Origin of the sequence: Streptomyces sp. NPDC058045 (genome assembly GCF_042885635.1) — a bacterium.
GTDB lineage: Bacteria > Actinomycetota > Actinomycetes > Streptomycetales > Streptomycetaceae > Streptomyces.
This window is the reverse complement of sequence record NZ_JBHVRR010000001.1, coordinates 26,392-41,590: the sequence shown is the minus strand read 5'-3', so window position 1 is coordinate 41,590 and position 15,199 is coordinate 26,392. Positions and strand designations below refer to the sequence as shown.

Genomic DNA, 15,199 nt, shown 5'->3' with positions numbered 1-15,199 from the left:
CACGGCAGGAAAGGACCCCCGGAGCGCATGACCGAGTCCGCGACCGCCACCGAGAACGAGACGCCACGGCAGACCGCATGAAAATCACCTTTCTCATCCACAACGTCTACGGCATAGGCGGCACCATCCGCACCACGCTCAACCTCGCCTCGGCCCTCGCCGAACGCCACGAGGTGACGATCGTGTCGATGCTGCGCCACCGCGCCCGCCCCCAGTTCGCGATCGACGAGCGAGTACGGGTCGTGCCGCTGGTCGATCTGCGCAAGGAGTCCGCCGACACCGGCGACCCCCTGCTGCACCAGCCGTCCGAAGCGTTCCCCACCGCCGAGAAGCGCTACCGCCAGTACAACCGCCTGACCGACCTGCGCGCCGAGGGGTATCTGCGCGACTGCGACGCCGACGTCATCCTCGGCACCCGCCCCGGCGTCAACGTCTACCTGGCTCGCTTCGCCCCGCATCGCGCCCTGCGCATCGCCCAGGAACACCTCACCCACAACAGCCACAGCAAGCAGTTGCGCGCCCAACTGGCCCCCCACTACCGGACGTTGGACGCGGTGACCACCACCACCGAGGCGGACGCCGCCGTCTACCGGGCCCGGATGCGCCTGCCCGGCGTGCGCGTCCAGGCCGTCCCCAACAGCGTCCCCGAACCTCGTGTGGCGCCCGCCGACGGTGAGGCGAAGGTGATCGCCGCCGCCGGACGGCTGGTCCGCGCCAAACGCTTCGACCTGCTGATCGAGTCGTTCACCGAGGTCGCGGCCGAACACCCGGACTGGCGGCTGCGCATCTACGGCGCCGGCACCGACAAGGAACGCCTCCAGTGCCTCATGGACGAGCACGGTCTGGCCGGCCGGGCGCACCTGATGGGCGTGGCCTCCCCGATCGAGGCCGAATTCGCCCAGGCGTCCCTGGTGGTGAGCGCCTCCGAGGCCGAGTCGTTCGGGATGACCCTGGTCGAGGCGATGCGCTGCGGTGTCCCCGTGGTGAGCGCCGACTGCCCGCTCGGCCCCGCCGAGATCATCCGCGACGGCGTCGACGGACGACTGGTCCCGGTCGGCGACCGGGCGGCCCTCACCGCCGTCCTGCTCGACCTGATCGCCGACGACGCCGCCCGCCGCCGGATGGGAGAGGCCGCACGGACCGCCGCCCGCCGCTACGACCCCGAGCTCGTCGCCCAGAACTGCGAAGCCCTCTTCGCCGACCTCGCCGCGACCCGCCGCACCCGCGCCTGGACCCGCCAACGAGCCGTCTGGCGCGGTCGGTTGAGGCGGAGGGTGCCCGCCGCGTTCCGTCCCCTTCTGCCTCTCGTGTCGAGCTTGCCCCGCCGGTTGCGGCACAGGGCCTCGTAGGCGGTCGGGCTGGGGCGGGTGGTTTTCCGGTTCGCGCGGTTTCCGGTTCGCGTGTTCGAATACGTGTTCGGTAACGTGGAGGCGAGGAGGCGCCGCCATGACCACCGAACCGCTCCCCGCGCACCGGGCGAGCATCGTCCACATCCGCTGCCCGGAGGGGCTGCGGGCCGACGGGTACCGTGCGGTGCTGGAGCTGCTGAGCGAGTTCTCGTCCGTTGTACAGGCGCTGCCGCCCCGAGCCGCGCTGGTCGAACTACGCGGCGCCGCCCGCTACTTCGGCACCGCCCCCGAGCGGCTCGCCGAGATCGTGAGGCTGCGCGCCCTGGTCCGCCTCGGCACCGACCTGCGGATCGGCGTCGGCCCGACCGTCACGGTGGCCGCCACCGCCTCCGCGCGGGCACCCCACCCCGGCGGAGTGCTCGCCGTCAGCCCCGGACAGGTCCCCGGCTTCCTCGGCCCGCTCCCCGTCGAGGCCCTGCACGGCTGCGGCCCGCGCCACGCCACCGCACTCGCCGAGTACGGGCTGCACACGGTGGGCGCGCTCGCCGCCGCGCCCCCGGCCACCGTGCAGCGCATCCTCGGCGGCCGGACCGGGCGGCTGCTCGCCGACCGGGCGCACGGCGTCGACCCCCGCCCCGTCGTCCCCCGGCGCCTGCCGCCCCGGGCGAGCGTCCGGCACCGCTTCGACGGCCAGCGACTCGACGGCGCCAGCACCAGGGCCGCCCTGCTCGGCCTGGTGGTACGGCTCGGCCGCCTGCTGCGCGACCGCCGGCAGAAAGCCCAGGCCCTCACCCTCCGGCTGGACTTCGCGGGCGGCACCGGATGGGAGAAGACAGTGCGCCTGCCCGAGCCCTCCGCGCACGAGGACGATCTGCGCACCGGCGCCTACCGGGCCATGGACGCCGCCGGACTGCAACGCGGCCGGCTCACCGCCATCGTGCTGCGCGCCGAGGACCTGCTGGCGGCCGAGCACACCGCCGAGCAGATCTCCCTGGACCCGGCCCGTGACGCCCGGCTCCGCGCCGAGGCCGCCATGGACCGCGCCCGCCACCGCTTCGGCCCGACCGCCATCGGCCCCGCCACCACTTTTCCGCGGGCTTCGTGACGGGGGAGGGGGCGGCGGTGGGGTTTGGCCGGAGGTGGCCGGGGGCTCCTCGGACCTCGGTCCGGTGCGGTCGCCGGTTCAGGTCGCCGTTCCGGTGAGCCAGGCCCAGGCCGCGTCCGCGGTGAACTCGTCCTGCCCGCCGGGGAAGAGCAGCTCGGCGCGGGCGAAGACGTCGGCCCCGGGATCTGTACCGGTTCCTGGGCCGGCGGGATCGTCGCCGCCGGGACCGGCACCCGCCGCCCCGCCCACGTAGGGCACCGCGACGCACCGCATCCCGGCCGCATGGGCCGCGGCCACACCCGGTGCCGCGTCCTCCACCACCACACACCGGTCGGGGGCGGTACCCAGCCGGTGGGCCGCGGCGAGGAACACATCGGGGGCGGGTTTGCCCCGGGCGACCTCCTCGGCGGAGACGGTCACCGGCAGCAGCGGCGCGAGCCCCGTGCCCTCCAGGACCGCCTCGATCGCGGCCCGGGAGGAACCGGAGGCCACCGCCATCGGCACCCCCGCCGTACGCAGCCGCTCGACCAGGACCCGCATCTGCGGGAAGACCCGGGTACCGGCGGCCGCGAGCCGCAGATAGTCCCGGTTCTTCTCCGCCAGCAGCTCGTCCAGCGGCGCCGCCAGACCGTACCGGGCCTTGAGGTGGGCGAGGGTCTCGCGGGTGCCGATGCCCACGAAACGCTGGTGCTCCTCCCAGGTGAGGGTGGCACCGTGCCGGGCGAGGGTCTGCCGCCCGGCCTCGAAGTAGTGGGGTTCGCTGTCGACGAGGGTGCCGTCGAGGTCGAACACGACGGAGGGGATGTGCGGGTGCGGCATGTCCCCAGGATGCCAACGCGCCCCCAGCGGCCGACCCCCGCCCCCTTTCCGTGATCCGCCGCCAGGCTCCGCTCCGGGCAGCGCGCCGTCCGCCGCTTGGCCGGTCGCCAGGCTCCGCCACGTCACCAGGCTGATCAACTGCCGTATGGCGTCCTCGACTTGAGACGAGCGCCGACCGGGCCGCGATCTCGTTCAGAGGCCGCCGCCGGGGGACAGGGCCGGACCGCCCCTGGGCGCCCAGGCGGGAGGGCGGCCCGGTCCCGGGGTGAGGGCGGTGCCGGCGGGGGAGGATGGTCCGCGGACAGTGAATCGACAAACCGATGCCGAGGAGCGGTCATGCCCCACCCCAGAGCGGGACAGCCCACCACCCCCGAGGACCTCATCGACGTGGCACGGCTGGTGACCGCGTACTACGCGCTCCACCCCGACCCCCGAGAGCCCGGCCAGCGCGTCGCGTTCGGCACCTCGGGGCACCGCGGCAGCTCGCTCGCCACCGCCTTCAACGAGGACCACATCGCCGCCACCAGCCAGGCCATCTGCGAGTACCGGGCGGCGCAGGGCGTCGACGGGCCGCTGTTCCTCGGCGCGGACACCCACGCCCTGTCGGAGCCGGCGAAGACCACCGCCGTGGAGGTCCTCGCCGCCAACGGGGTGACCGTCCTCCTCGACCAGGCCGACCGCTACACCCCCACCCCCGCCGTCTCGCACGCCGTCCTCACCAGCAACCGGGGCCGCACCGCCCACCTCGCGGACGGTATCGTCGTCACGCCCTCGCACAATCCGCCGTCCGACGGCGGCTTCAAGTACAACCCGCCGAGCGGCGGCCCGGCCGGCTCGGACGCCACCGGCTGGATCCAGGACCGGGCCAACGCGATCATCGCCGGCGGCCTGAAGGACGTACGCCGCACGCCCTGGGCCCGCGCCCTGGCCGCGGACACCACCGGACGGTACGACTTCCTCGGCAGCTACACGGCCGACCTGCCCTCGGTGCTCGACCTGGACGCGGTGCGGGCCGCGGGGGTGCGGATCGGGGCCGATCCGCTGGGCGGCGCCTCCGTGGACTACTGGGGCCGGATCGCCGAGCAGCACCGGCTCGACCTGACCGTGGTCAACCCGCTGACCGATCCGACCTGGCGCTTCATGACGCTGGACTGGGACGGCAGGATCCGGATGGACTGCTCCTCGCCCGCCGCGATGGCCTCCCTGATCGGACAGCGGAACCGCTACGCCATCGCCACCGGCAACGACGCCGACGCCGACCGGCATGGCATCGTCACCCCCGACGCCGGCCTGATGAACCCCAACCACTATCTGGCCGCCGCCATCGGCTATCTGTACCGCCACCGCGAGCAGTGGCCGGCGTCGGCCGGGATCGGCAAGACACTGGTCTCCTCCGGCATGATCGACCGGGTAGCCGCCGACCTGGGCCGCCCCCTGGTCGAAGTACCGGTCGGATTCAAGTGGTTCGTGGACGGACTGTCGGACGGCACGCTGGGCTTCGGCGGGGAGGAGTCGGCCGGCGCCTCCTTCCTGCGCCGCGACGGCTCGGTGTGGACCACCGACAAGGACGGCATCCTGCTCGCCCTGCTGGCCGCGGAGATCCTCGCCGTCACCGGCCGCACCCCCTCCGCGCACTACACGGATCTCACCCGGCGTTTCGGTGAGCCCGCCTACGCCCGGATCGACGCCCCCGCGGGCCGGGAGGAGAAGGCCGTCCTGGCCCGGCTCTCCCCGGAGCAGATCACCGCGGACACCCTGGCCGGGCAGCCGGTGACGGGCGTCCTCACCGAGGCACCCGGCAACGGCGCACCCATCGGCGGGATCAAGGTGACCACCGCCGACGCGTGGTTCGCGGCCCGCCCCTCCGGCACCGAGGACGTGTACAAGATCTACGCCGAGTCCTTCCAGGGCCCGGACCATCTGGCCCGGGTCCAGGAAGAGGCAAAAGCGGTGGTGGACACGGCACTTGGAAGCTGACCCGACCACGCCCGACGGCAGCTCACCGGACCCCGGGGCTCAGGTCAGCAGCCGCAGCAGATGGGCGCAGGCGGCCGCCTCGTCGGGATGCCGCCCCACCACCTCGTACCGCCCCCGCTCGTACACACCCGTCTCCCAGCCGCCCCCGGCGGAGCGGCGCAGGAAGGCGAAGTCGGGTGGGGTGGGCGCCGGTTGGTGGACGCCCTCGATGAAGTAGTGCCCATCGGGGACACCCGCCCGGCGCAGGGTGGTGAGCAGAGCGGCGCGGTCCACCGGCCGCTCAGCCCAGCCCGGAGGCCGTGGCCGCGGCGCCCGCGACTGCCGGAGCCGGCTCCGCTCTCGGACCCTGCGCCGGCCGCGGCCCGCCCGCGGCCGGGGTGTCCACCTCGGTCAGATATCCGTGCTCCAGCAGCCACTTGACGTTGAGCCGCTCGCCCTCGCCCGGGTCCAGGAACTCCGCGTCGAGCTTGATCTGCTGCCCGCCGCCGGGCTGCTCGAACCAGGGCGCGATCCCGCCCTGCCAGGCCGCGAACGATCTGGTCACCCGGTACAGGTGGTAGTCGCAAACGGCCGCCGCGTCACGGGTGTTGAGATTCTGCGGCGGCAGCGCACGCGCCGAGTACGGGTCCCCGGCCGGGGCGAGATAGCCGCCGTAGACAGAGCCGAAGCGGTCCAGCAGCTCCCCGGCGTGCAGTCCCTCCGGGTGCTTGTCCACTTGGCCGTTGACCTCGGCGAAGCCGTCGTTCGGCGGGTACTTCCAACCGCCGGACTCCGCCGGGCCCTCCCAGTACTTCTTCAGGAACTGCGACGGGGTGAGCTGCCCGGTGCGCTGCCAGTCCCTCAGCAGCGGTCCGACCGGGCGCTCCCACCGTTCGGGCAGGACGGCGGGGCCGAGTCTGGCATCGCCCTGGTGGGCACCGGTGCAGGGGGCGGCGAACGAGGCCGGGCGCTGTGGACGCTCGGAGGCGGCCGCGGGGGACGCGGCGATGGTGGCGGCCGTGACGCCGAGAGCGGCGAGCACAGCGGAGAGGCGGTTCACGCAGGGGCTCCTTGCAGTAGATGAAGACGCCTCACACCCTACTCTGCGTAACTGACAATGCACTCACGGTGATTGAAGGGGATCGGATCCGATCGGCTCGGACCGGACCAGGCCGAATGGGACCGAGGTGGAGCGACTCAGACCGAACCATCCGCCGCACCCGAACCGTCCCCCGCGTCCAGCGGATCCCCCGCGTCCGTCACTTCCGCTGCCTCCGTCACCGCCAGGCAGTAACGCAGTCTGTCCTGGGCGCGGGCGCCGAGGCGGTCGTAGAAGCGGAGAGCGGCCTCGTTCCAGGCGGGTGTCTGCCACTGCAACTCGGTGAGGCCCAACTCCCGGGCCCGTGCCCGCACCGCCGTCATCAGCCGGGAGCCCAGCCCGCGGCCCCGGTGCCCGGAGCGCAGGAAGAGGCAGTCCATGAGTAGATACTCCCGGCCCTCCCAGGTCGACAGCGCGGGCATACACGTCGCATAGCCGACCACCTCGCCGTCCGGTAACTGCGCGACCAGGCACCGCAGTTGCGGGGCGCCGCAGTCAAAGAGCAGGGCGTCCAGCCGTTCCGCGAGGTCGGTCGCCGGGGGAGCGGCCCGCTCGTACACCGCGTGCTCGGTGGCGAGTTCGACGATCCGGGGCAGGTCGGCCCGGACGGCGGGCCGCACCACCGCCGTCCGCCGGGCCTCCTGCTCCACCGTCGCGGCCGCGCGCTCGTGATCGCTCATCCGCCCATCATGCAGTCCAGGACCGCCCGTTGGGACGGGTCCGGGCACATCCGGGTCCCGCTCGTGGGAGCGCTTCCGGTCACCCGTGCGGCGGGTCCGCGTCACTCGATCACCTCGTGCCCGCGGCCCGGCGGTCACCGTTTCATCCGATGAGAGGCCGTCAACCAGCGGCTGACGAACGGAAGGTGACGGATATGAGAGCGAGACGGTTGACCACGGCACTGCTGGTGCCCGGTCTGCTCGGCGGCACGGCGACGGCGGCCGCCGCCCACAGCGGCCCGGTGTCGGCCCCGGTGCGCCTGGTGGTGGCGGACGAACGCCCCACCGGCGAGGCCACGTTGCGGGCGCGCCCGCTGGGGCAGGGGCGCTGGCAGGTGACGGCCGACGTCACCAAGCTGTCGGAGCACCGCGGTTGTGTGGTGCTCCAAGCCGACGACGGCCCCCGGCCGGGCGAGTGGGGCACGCCGCGCGGCCAGGTCCTCGGGATGCAGTGCGGCACCGCGAACACCACGACCCGCATGGTGGGCCAGACCGGTCACCGTGAACTCCGGCTGCGCTGGCTGCCCGTGGGCTCCGCCACCACCGCCTCCCAGGCCTGGGTGAGCACCGACCTGCGTACCGTGGCCGCCCATAGCTGAACCGGCGGCTCCGGCCGGCGCACACCGCGGCGCAAGGCCGCGATCCACCTGTGACGGTGGATCGCGGCCCGCCCGCAGCGACCGTCAGCGCCGCCTCAGCGGCGCTTGCCCTGCGGTCTGCGCCGCAGCACGCTGCACGCGCAGAGCAGCGCCAGCGGGCAGGCCACCGAGAACGCCCAGATCACCCCGGTGTCGGCGGTGCGCAGCCCCACCACCAGCAGCACCAGCGCGGTCAGCGCCAGGACCGCGGTCAGAAAGGCGCGCGGTATGTACGACGCCTCCCAGATCAGCTGCCCCAGCCGGCGGGTGCGCAGGGCGCGCAGTCGCAGGCTGAGCCGGTGATCGTGGCTGAGCGCGGCCTCCATCTCGTCGAGGATGCGCTGCTCGCGCTCGGGGAGCCGGCCGGCCGCCATGGTCCTTACCTCCCACCGCTCATGTCGGCTGCGCCGCACGGGTGCCCCACCGGCCCGCCGCCTAACGACCCCACCCCGGCCGCAGACCCCCGCCCCGGACACCGTCCGCCGCACTACGGGCACAAGCCGGACCCCGCTCCCCGCCCGATCCCCTCCGACCTGCGGGAACGTCCGACCGAAACGGGCGCACCCGGGCCGGATCAAGAGCGCGCACCCGCTGGCGCCGCCCCCGTACGCCTTGTTGAATCCGTCCATGGCACCGCGGTCCACCCCTCCCGCGCTCACGTAAGGACGCCACCCGTGCCGGACGCCACCACCCACCACACCGAAGCCACCGCGCAGCCCCGGCCTCTGCGCGTCCTGGTCGCGGACGACGACCCGGTGGTACGGGCGGGTCTGCGCTCGCTGCTCGCCGGCCGTCCCGATGTGCTGGTCGCCGCCGAGGCCTCCGACGGCCGGCAGGCACTGGCCGCCGCCCGGCGGCACCGCCCCGACGCGGTACTCCTCGACGTCCGGATGCCGGGCGCCGACACCCTCGGCGTGCTGCGGCCACTGCTCCGGCTCGCGCCCGTCCTGATGCTCGGCCACAGCGATGCCGTGGAGGAGGTACGGCGGGCGCTCGGCCTCGGCGCGAGCGGATATCTGGTGCACGGCGAGTTCGGCGCCGGTCAACTCGCCGCCGCCGTACGGGACATCACCCAGGGGTGGCCGGTCCTCTCGCTGTCCTCGGTGCGGGTCCTGGTCGATGAGGTGCGGCAGCGGGCCGCAGCCACGCCGGTGCGTCCGTTACCCGACGGGCTCGGCACGGCCTGGCCCGAACCGGTCGCCGCCGCCCCGAATGTCCCGGCTGCGTACCGAAGCGACGGGTTCCCTCGGCAGTGCCCCGGGCCGTCTGCGATGCTTCGTGCGGGGGAAGCCGGCTTCGGGCTGACGGGGAGGGAGCAGCAGATCATGGACCTGGTCGCCACCGGGATGACCAATCGGGAGATCGCCGCCGCCTGCCTCGTCACGCGCAAGACGGTCAAGAACCACATCAACCGGATCTTCACGAAGCTGGAGTGCACCGACCGTGGCGCGGCCGTCGCCCGGTGGACGCACGGCCGGCTGCCGTGACCGGCAGGGGCGGAACGGCTTTGGGGCGGCAGGGTGTTCAGGAAGTCTGAGAGGCGGTGGCGGCCGGGTACCTCGGTGCGCCGCCGGGTGGTGCGCACCGCACTCGGTGTGGGGGTACTGGTGCTGGCGATGCTGGGCGTGCTGGCCACCTGCGGAGGAAAGAAGGGCCAGCAGTCCGTACGCGAGGGCTCGCCGGTCTCCCGCTTCGCCGCGCCCGCCGGGTACGACAACGGCAGGGGCTGGGATCTCTCACCCGTCGGCGACCAGTACACGCTGGCCCGCGAGGCCGGGGTGCTCGCCTTTCTGACGCCCGCCGACGACGGCCGCTTCACCGTGCACGCCGCCGCTCTGGACGACGGCCGCGCCCGCTGGACCTCCCCGCCCTTCACCCCCCTCACCGGCGACGACTCGGCGCCCCGCCTCTTCACCGTCACCACCGGCGCCCGCCAGTTCTTCGTCACCTGGACCTACGGCACGGTCCAGAAGGGCAGTTCGGTGAACGACACCGAACGAGTCGTCTCCCTCGATGTGTACGAGGCGCTGCACGGCACCCGGCGCCATCTGGACGTGCCATGGCCGCAGGCGCCGGACGTCACCGGCAGCGGCCCCGGCATCCTCATCGGCCGGGGCAGCGCGGACACCGCCGTCGTCGACCCGACCGACGGCTCCGTCACCCGTACCTCGGCCAAGGAGCTGAAGTACCCCGGGGGTTGTGCCGACTGCCGCAAGCAGACCGAGGTCCGCGGGCTGGCGAACAAGGGGCTGCTGGTCCGCGGCGACCACGGGTTCTGGCTCCGCGGCGGCTGGTACAGCCGCGGGCACGCGCCCAAGGGCACCCGGGCCGAGAGCGGAGTGCCCACCTCCGTCACCGGTGACCGGGTCCTCGCCAAGTGGGCCCGGCAGCCCGCGTCGAAGCAGTGGCGCGAGAAAAGCGGGGGCGCCGCCGAGCCGATGGAGACCTGGGCCGTGCACGACGCCGCCACCGGCAAGGTCCTCGCCACCACCGACTGCCGCAAGCCGGCCATAGAACCGGGCCAGTACCCGGAGTTGGTCACCTCGCCCTCCGGCCGGTACCTGGTCTCCGGCTATGTCGCCTTCGACCTGAAGACCCATCGGGGCCACTGCTTCGACGGCGGCAGCGGGCAGCCCCTCACCCTGGTCTCCGTCGCCGACGACGGCACCGCCTACGCCGCCACCGGGGTCCGCGATCCGGACGACGCGCTCGGCGGCCGCGGCCGCCCCGTACAGGTCTCGCTGGAGAACGCCGAGGCCACCCCGCTGGCACCGGCCACCCATGTCCCCTTCGCCGACATCAGGGGCCAGGGCCTGTTCGACTACTCGGACAACAAGGACGTCCGGCACCTGGTCGCCTACCCGGTGGCCGGGTAGGCCTGGCTCAGGCGCTGCGGGTGGCGACCATGCCCAGGGTGACCAGGCCGAGCACCACCCAGCCGAACCAGAGCCAGCCGTTGCTCCCCAGCGCCACCGTGTAGGCGGTCACCACGACCAGCCCTCCGACGGTGACGACCCCCATGGCCTTCGTGGATCCGGGCATCTCGGCACCCTCCTCCCGGCGGCCGGGCGCCACGGGGCGCGGCCGCGGTCCGATCCCCATGGTCGCCCACCGGAGTCCCGCTCCGCCAGCCCGCCTCCGGGAAGAACTCCCGGTCCGTCCCGGTATCTCCCGGTCAGCCGCCGCGGGCGTGCAGTGAGGCGAGGTAGGCGTTGTACGCCTCCAGGTCCTTGTCGCCGTCCCGGTCCGCGGCCCGGTCGATACGGCGGGCCTGGCGCTGCTCGGAGCGGTGCCACTGGAAGAGCAGCGCCAGCAGCACCACCACCGACGGCACCTCGCTGAACGCCCAGGCGATACCGCCGGCCGCGGTCTGGTCGGAGAGCGCGTCGATACCGAGGGAGGCGGGCGGATGGCTGTAGGTGCCGATCATCGGGCCGGAGGCCATCATCAGCGCGATACCGAAGAAGGCGTGGAACGGCATCCCCGCGAACAGCTCCAGCATCCGCATCACATAGCCCGGCCGGTGCGGTCCCGGGTCGACGCCCATGATCGGCCAGAAGAAGACCAGTCCCACCGCGAGGAAGTGCACCATCATCGCGATGTGCCCCGTCCGGGACTCCATCAGGAAGTCGAAGATCGGGGTGAAGTAGAGGGCGTAGAGGCTGGCGATGAACAGCGGGATGGTGAAGGCGGGGTGCGAGACGATACGCACCAGGCGGCTGTGCAGCAGCTTCAGCAGAAGCTCCCGCGGCCCGGTGCGCCCGCGTCCGGCGACGGGCAGCGCGCGCAGCGCCAGTGTGATGGGCGCGCCGAGCAGCAGCAGGATCGGCGACAGCATACTGATCACCATGTGCTGCACCATGTGCACGCTGAACATGACCATGCCGTAGTCGTTGAGCTGGGTGCACATCACGAGCAGCACCGTCAGCACACCCACCACGAACGAGATCACCCGCCCCACCGGCCAGCGGTCCCCGCGCCGCACCAGCCGCGCCACCCCCCAGCCGTACAGGGCGAGGCCCACCAGGCAGGAGACGAGGAAGAACGGGTCCGTGGACCACTCCAGGCCCCGGCCGAGCGTGAACGGCGGCAGATCCGTCATCATGCCGTGCCCGCTGTGATCCATCCGCCGGCTCCTGGTTCGTGCTGGTGGTGCCCGTCTGTCCGCACCAGACTAGAGCCGCCCCCGAGGGGCCCGGCCGCCGGGGGCGTGATCTGGGACGACGGGGAGCGATCAGCCCGTCACAGCACGCAGTCGGCCTCGCCGTAGCGTTCCGCGGGCACCGTCTTCAGCGTCTCCACGGCCTCGGCGAGCGAGACCATCACGATGTCGGTGCCGCGCAGTGCGGTCATCTGCCCGAACTCGCCGCGGTGCACGGCCTCGACGGCGTGCCAGCCGAAGCGGGTGGCGAGCACCCGGTCGTAGGCGGTGGGGGTGCCGCCGCGCTGGACGTGGCCGAGGATCACCGGCCGGGCCTCCTTGCCGAGGCGCTGCTCCAACTCGACGGAGAGCTGCCGGGCGATACCGGCGAACCGCTCGTGGCCGTAGACGTCCTTGCCGCCCTCGTCGAAGGCCATGGTGCCGGGGCGCGGCTTGGCGCCCTCGGCGGCGACCACGATGGCGAACTTCTTCCCGGCGGAGAACCTCTCACCGACCCGGGCCGCCAACTCCTCGATGTCGAAAGGCCGTTCCGGCACCACGACGGCGTGGGCGCCCGCGGCCATCCCGGAGTGCAGTGCGATCCAGCCGGTGTGCCGGCCCATCACCTCGACGATCAGCACCCGCTGGTGGGACTCGGCGGTGGTCTTCAGCCGGTCCAGCGCCTCGGTGGCGACACCGACCGCGGTGTCGAAACCGAAGGTGACATCGGTGACGGCGATGTCGTTGTCGATGGTCTTGGGGACGCCCACGATGGGCAGGCCCGCGTCGGACAGCAGCCGCGCCGCCTTGAGGGTGCCCTCGCCGCCGATCGGGATGACCGCGTCCAGGCCCAGGTCCGCGACATGGCCCCGGGCGCGCTCCACCCCGTCACGCAGATGCGCGGGCTGCACCCGGGAGGAGCCGAGGATGGTGCCGCCACGGGACAGGATGCCGCCGACGGCGTCCAGATCAAGCTTGCGGTAGTCGCACTCCAGCAGGCCTTTCCAGCCGTCTTGGAATCCGATGACGTCGTCGCCGTGGTCGACCACGGCGCGGTGCACCACGGACCGGATGACCGCGTTCAGGCCGGGGCAGTCGCCGCCGGAGGTGAGGACACCAATACGCATAGCCCGAAATACCTTTGCAACGTGGGCCGACGGCCGGACGGCCTCGTCCGGCTGGACCCCCGCCACCCTACCGGCGCCGGGGGTCCCCGCCGAACTGCCTGTCCGCCTGCTGGACGCCTCCGCTCACCTGTGCGGACGGGCCGTCAGGCGGGCTGCTGAGCGGCCGCGATCCGCTCCTTGCGCAACTCCTCGTACCAGCGGTCGTCGGTGGGCGGCAGCGCGTTCACATCGAGCGCCAGCTTCAGCAGCAGATCCGCGATCAGCGGATTCCGCGCCAGCACCGGGCCGTGCATATACGTCCCGAACACGGTGTCGTTGTACGCGCCCTCGGTGCCGTCGCCGGTGCCGTTGCCCCGGCCGAGGCGGACCTGGGCGAAGGGGCGGGCGCTCGGCCCGAGGTGGGTGACGCCCTGGTGGTTCTCGAAGCCGGTGAGCTGCGGCAGATTGAGCCGCGGGTCGATGTCGCCGAGTACGTCGCCGACGCAACGGGCGCCCTCGCCGCGGGTGGAGACCACGTCCAGCAGGCCGAGGCCGGGCTCCTGCTCGCCGAGGTCGTTGACGAACTCATGGCCCAGGATCTGGTATCCGGCACAGACGGAGAAGACGATCGCGCCGTTGGCGACGGCCCGGCTGAGGCCACCGTCGCGGCGCAGCCGCTCGGCCGCCAGCCGCTGCGGCCGGTCCTCGCCACCGCCGATCAGATAGATGTCGCCGGAGGTCGGCACCGGCTGGTCGCTGCGGACGTCGATCCGGGTGACGTCGAGGCGGCGCTGCCGGGCCCGGCGCTCCACGACCAGGGCGTTGCCCTGGTCGCCGTAGGTGCTGAGCAGGTCCGGGTAGATCCACACCAGACGCAGGCTGTTCTCGCTCATGGTCAAGTAGTCCTTCTCGGGGGCCGGCGGTCAGTTGCCGACGCGGCGGCGCAGGTCCTGGAACGCGGTGTAGTTCGCGATGACCTCGATCCGGCCGGGCGGCGCGGACTGCACCGCCTGGTCGATGGTCTCGCAGACCTGGAACGTCTGGCCGGCGACTTCGAGGCGCACCGCCAGATCCAGCTTGCGGTCTCCGAGTACGAAGATCGGGTGGCCGGTGAGGCGGGTGTAGTCGACGTCCCACAGCCAGGAGGTGTCGGTGCCGTCGGCGCCGCGGGCGTTGACGGAGAGGATCACCGGGGCCGGGGGCTGGTCGATGAGGGAGAAGGTCTCCAGCCAGCCCGCCGGGTTCTTGGCGAGCAGCAGCCGCAGGTCGCGGCCGAGGAACTGCACCACGTCATAGCGCCCGGCGACGGCCTGCACCTGGTACATCCGCTCCAGGGCGACCTGCGGCGGGACACCGAAGGCGGCGGCGACGGCGGCGGAGGTGGCGGCGTTGGCCTTGTTGGCGCGGCCGGGGAGCTGGAGGCGGATGGGCCAGGCCGAGCCCTGCGGGTCGAGTACATGCTCGCCGTTGAGCACCCAGCTCGGGGTGGGCCGGCGGAAGCCGCACTCGCCGCAGAACCAGTCCTCGCCGGGCCGCTGCATCACACCGCCGCAGGACGGGCAGGACCAGGCGTCGTCCTTCCACATCTGGCCGGCCGCCACCCACACCACGTTCGGTGAGGACGACGCGGCCCACACCACCAGCGGGTCGTCCGCGTTGGCGATGACGACGGCCTTGGTGCCGGAGAGGCCCTCGCGCCAGTGCTCGGCCAGCATCCGCGTCTCGCCGGCCCGGTCGAGCTGGTCGCGGGAGAGGTTGAGCAGTGCGATCGCCTTGGGCTCGACGTCCCGGGCGACACCGGCGAGATACTTCTCGTCGACCTCAATCACCCCGAACCTCGCGGCCGAGCCACCCGCCAGGGCGGAGGTGATGCCGGCTGGCATATTGGCGCCGAGGGCGTTGGAGACCACCTCGCCCGCGGCGCGCAGGGCCTCCGCGATCAGCCGGGTCGTGGTGGTCTTTCCGTTGGTGGCGGAGACCAGGACCACATCGAGGTGCTGGGCGAGCCGGCCGAGGAGCTCGGGGTCGAGCTTGAGGGCCACCCGGCCGCCGATCACCGAACCGCTGCCGCGGCCCGCGGCGCGGGAGACCGCCGCCGCCGCCTTGCCCGCCGTCACGGCCAGCTTGGCCCGCGGCGTCAGCGGCTCCGAGTTGCCTGCCATCGTTCTGCGTCCTCCTTGCGTCCGGCGCCGCGCCTGCCCGGGCGGGAGCGGCCCGGGATCGCGTGGCACCTCAGCCTATCGAGATCCGGTCAGCAGCCCGAATCA

16 protein-coding genes are annotated in these 15,199 nt (G+C 73.0%); 6 read left to right on the top strand and 10 right to left on the bottom strand.

What is annotated here, in order from left to right; all coding sequences use genetic code 11:
- Positions 1-77 precede the first annotated feature (77 nt).
- Together ACFVST_RS00215 and ACFVST_RS00210 are read left to right on the top strand one after the other, a co-directional pair.
- Positions 78-1,349, top strand: a complete 1,272-nt coding sequence (locus ACFVST_RS00215) for a glycosyltransferase family 4 protein (RefSeq protein ID WP_390145239.1) — start codon at positions 78-80, stop codon at positions 1,347-1,349.
- A gap of 97 nt (positions 1,350-1,446) precedes the next feature.
- On the top strand, positions 1,447-2,454 hold the full coding sequence (locus ACFVST_RS00210; protein WP_390145237.1) for a hypothetical protein: 1,008 nt from the start codon (positions 1,447-1,449) through the stop codon (positions 2,452-2,454).
- Between the two features lie 78 nt (positions 2,455-2,532).
- On the opposite strand, the gene ACFVST_RS00205 is transcribed toward ACFVST_RS00210, so the two are convergent.
- Complete coding sequence (locus ACFVST_RS00205; protein ID WP_390145235.1) at positions 2,533-3,273, bottom strand: HAD family hydrolase; 741 nt, start codon at positions 3,271-3,273, stop codon at positions 2,533-2,535.
- A gap of 336 nt (positions 3,274-3,609) precedes the next feature.
- Here ACFVST_RS00205 and pgm point away from each other — a divergent pair, with 336 nt between their 5' ends.
- Positions 3,610-5,250: a phosphoglucomutase (alpha-D-glucose-1,6-bisphosphate-dependent) gene (pgm, locus tag ACFVST_RS00200; protein ID WP_390145234.1), complete on the top strand. Its 1,641-nt coding sequence runs from the start codon at positions 3,610-3,612 to the stop codon at positions 5,248-5,250.
- Positions 5,251-5,289: 39 nt separating this feature from the next.
- On the opposite strand, the gene ACFVST_RS00195 is transcribed toward pgm, so the two are convergent.
- The 3 genes from ACFVST_RS00195 to ACFVST_RS00185 all read right to left on the bottom strand — a co-directional run bounded on the left by ACFVST_RS00195 (position 5,290) and on the right by ACFVST_RS00185 (position 7,008).
- Positions 5,290-5,523 carry a hypothetical protein gene (locus tag ACFVST_RS00195; RefSeq protein ID WP_390145232.1) on the bottom strand — a complete coding sequence of 78 codons (234 nt, stop codon included), beginning with the start codon at positions 5,521-5,523 and terminating at the stop codon, positions 5,290-5,292.
- Between the two features lie 7 nt (positions 5,524-5,530).
- Positions 5,531-6,289 carry a TNT domain-containing protein gene (locus ACFVST_RS00190; RefSeq protein WP_390145230.1) on the bottom strand — a complete coding sequence of 253 codons (759 nt, stop codon included), beginning with the start codon at positions 6,287-6,289 and terminating at the stop codon, positions 5,531-5,533.
- Between the two features lie 137 nt (positions 6,290-6,426).
- Positions 6,427-7,008, bottom strand: a complete 582-nt coding sequence (locus ACFVST_RS00185; protein ID WP_390145228.1) for a GNAT family N-acetyltransferase — start codon at positions 7,006-7,008, stop codon at positions 6,427-6,429.
- A 194-nt stretch (positions 7,009-7,202) separates the two neighbouring features.
- On the opposite strand from ACFVST_RS00185, the gene ACFVST_RS00180 reads away from it, so the two are divergent.
- A complete protein-coding gene (locus ACFVST_RS00180) occupies positions 7,203-7,646 on the top strand; it encodes a hypothetical protein (RefSeq protein WP_390145226.1) in 444 nt (147 codons plus the stop codon).
- A gap of 95 nt (positions 7,647-7,741) precedes the next feature.
- On the opposite strand, the gene ACFVST_RS00175 is transcribed toward ACFVST_RS00180, so the two are convergent.
- Positions 7,742-8,059, bottom strand: a complete 318-nt coding sequence (locus ACFVST_RS00175; RefSeq protein ID WP_390145224.1) for a DUF3040 domain-containing protein — start codon at positions 8,057-8,059, stop codon at positions 7,742-7,744.
- Between the two features lie 300 nt (positions 8,060-8,359).
- On the opposite strand from ACFVST_RS00175, the gene ACFVST_RS00170 reads away from it, so the two are divergent.
- A complete protein-coding gene (locus ACFVST_RS00170; RefSeq protein ID WP_390145222.1) occupies positions 8,360-9,172 on the top strand; it encodes a response regulator in 813 nt (270 codons plus the stop codon).
- 87 nt (positions 9,173-9,259) lie between these two features.
- Positions 9,260-10,561: a hypothetical protein gene (locus tag ACFVST_RS00165; protein WP_390145220.1), complete on the top strand. Its 1,302-nt coding sequence runs from the start codon at positions 9,260-9,262 to the stop codon at positions 10,559-10,561.
- Positions 10,562-10,568: 7 nt separating this feature from the next.
- Here ACFVST_RS00165 and ACFVST_RS00160 read toward each other — a convergent pair whose 3' ends face one another.
- From ACFVST_RS00160 to ACFVST_RS00140, 5 genes are all read right to left on the bottom strand, one after another.
- A complete protein-coding gene (locus ACFVST_RS00160) occupies positions 10,569-10,727 on the bottom strand; it encodes a hypothetical protein (RefSeq protein WP_390145218.1) in 159 nt (52 codons plus the stop codon).
- A 133-nt stretch (positions 10,728-10,860) separates the two neighbouring features.
- Positions 10,861-11,811, bottom strand: a complete 951-nt coding sequence (locus tag ACFVST_RS00155) for a cytochrome c oxidase assembly protein (RefSeq protein WP_390145216.1) — start codon at positions 11,809-11,811, stop codon at positions 10,861-10,863.
- A 116-nt stretch (positions 11,812-11,927) separates the two neighbouring features.
- Positions 11,928-12,953: a 6-phosphofructokinase gene (locus ACFVST_RS00150; RefSeq protein ID WP_390145214.1), complete on the bottom strand. Its 1,026-nt coding sequence runs from the start codon at positions 12,951-12,953 to the stop codon at positions 11,928-11,930.
- 143 nt (positions 12,954-13,096) lie between these two features.
- Positions 13,097-13,825 (bottom strand): type 1 glutamine amidotransferase, encoded by a 729-nt coding sequence (locus ACFVST_RS00145; RefSeq protein WP_390145212.1) that lies wholly within the window; start codon positions 13,823-13,825, stop codon positions 13,097-13,099.
- A gap of 30 nt (positions 13,826-13,855) precedes the next feature.
- Positions 13,856-15,094, bottom strand: coding sequence for a MurT ligase domain-containing protein (locus ACFVST_RS00140; RefSeq protein ID WP_390145211.1), 1,239 nt, complete (start codon positions 15,092-15,094; stop codon positions 13,856-13,858).
- Positions 15,095-15,199 lie beyond the last annotated feature (105 nt).